Here is a 1,244-nt window from a genome sequence, read left to right on the forward strand (position 1 = left end):
TCCCATGGTTGGTTAAACAGGATAACGTTAACCCGCAACGTTACGAATGGCTGCTCTACCGGCAGTTAACCTCACGACTGAATGGACGCATTTATTTGCCAAATGTTACCAAATACCGCGCACTGGAAGACGACCTGATCCCCCAGACATCGCAGGATACCTTGCTGGCCTCATCAACACTGGACAGACTAAAACAGCCCGCAGAGTTATTGTTACAGGAGAAACAACACCGGCTGGAAAGTGCACTCAAAGACGTTGCTCTCCATATTGATGAGGGAGACAATCGAAATGTGATCATGAAAAATCGTACCGGTACCCGCTGGCGTCTGCCGACCAAAAGCGCTACATCTCTGGTCAACAATCCCTTTTTTAAGCGAATGCAACCGGTCGGTATCGCGGATGTACTGCGGTATGTAGAGCGCGAAACCGGGTTCATGAAATGTCTGACTCATGTACTTCCGATACAAAAACAAGGGTTCACTCATCAGGATGATTTACTGGCCATTCTGATTGCCAACGCCACTCACCGTGGTGTGTATGGCATGGCGCAGATCTCCGATCGAAGCTATGAACACCTGAGTACGGTGCAGGCCAACTATATCCGGCCTGAAACGCTGCATGACGCCAGCGACGTGATCAATAATGCGGTTGCAGCGCTACCCATCTTCCGCCACTACCATATTCAGGAGGACCAGCTGCACGCCAGTGCGGATGGTCAGAAATTCGAAACCCATCTGGAAACCTTTAAAACCCGGTACTCCTCTAAGTATTTCGGCACCAACAAAGGGATCACGGCCATGACACTGGTGGCCAACCACAGCGCCCTCAATGCTCGGATCATCGGTTCCAACGAGCACGAATCACACTATATTTATGACCTGTTACAATCCAACAGCAGTGAAATCAAACCTGACGTACTCTCGACAGATACACACGGTGTCAATCATGTTAACTTCGCCTTACTGGATCTATGCGGTTACAGTTTTGCACCGCGATACGCGCAGTTCAGTAGTGTCATCAATGATCTGTTTGATGTGACTGAAAGTGAACAAGGCAGCACCATACTGGCGCTAAAGAAGCCTATCAGAACGAATGTTATTACAACGGGATGGCAAGATATCAGGTGTATTGTTCTGTCACTTCAGACAAAGCGGACGACACAAGCAATGCTGGTAAGAAAGTTGTCTGGTTACCCTTCTGGACACCCAATATTACAGGCTCTGACGGAGTATAATCGACTGGTT

At 48.7% G+C, this 1,244-nt stretch carries 1 protein-coding gene; it reads left to right on the plus strand.

Annotation, left to right across the window (positions count from 1 at the left end; genetic code table 11):
* Nucleotides 1-1,244, plus strand: a 1,244-nt coding sequence (locus R7Q09_RS24255) for a Tn3 family transposase (protein WP_318143713.1), incomplete at both ends; no start/stop codon positions are given.

This window comes from Vibrio sp. 2130-1, assembly GCF_033339515.1.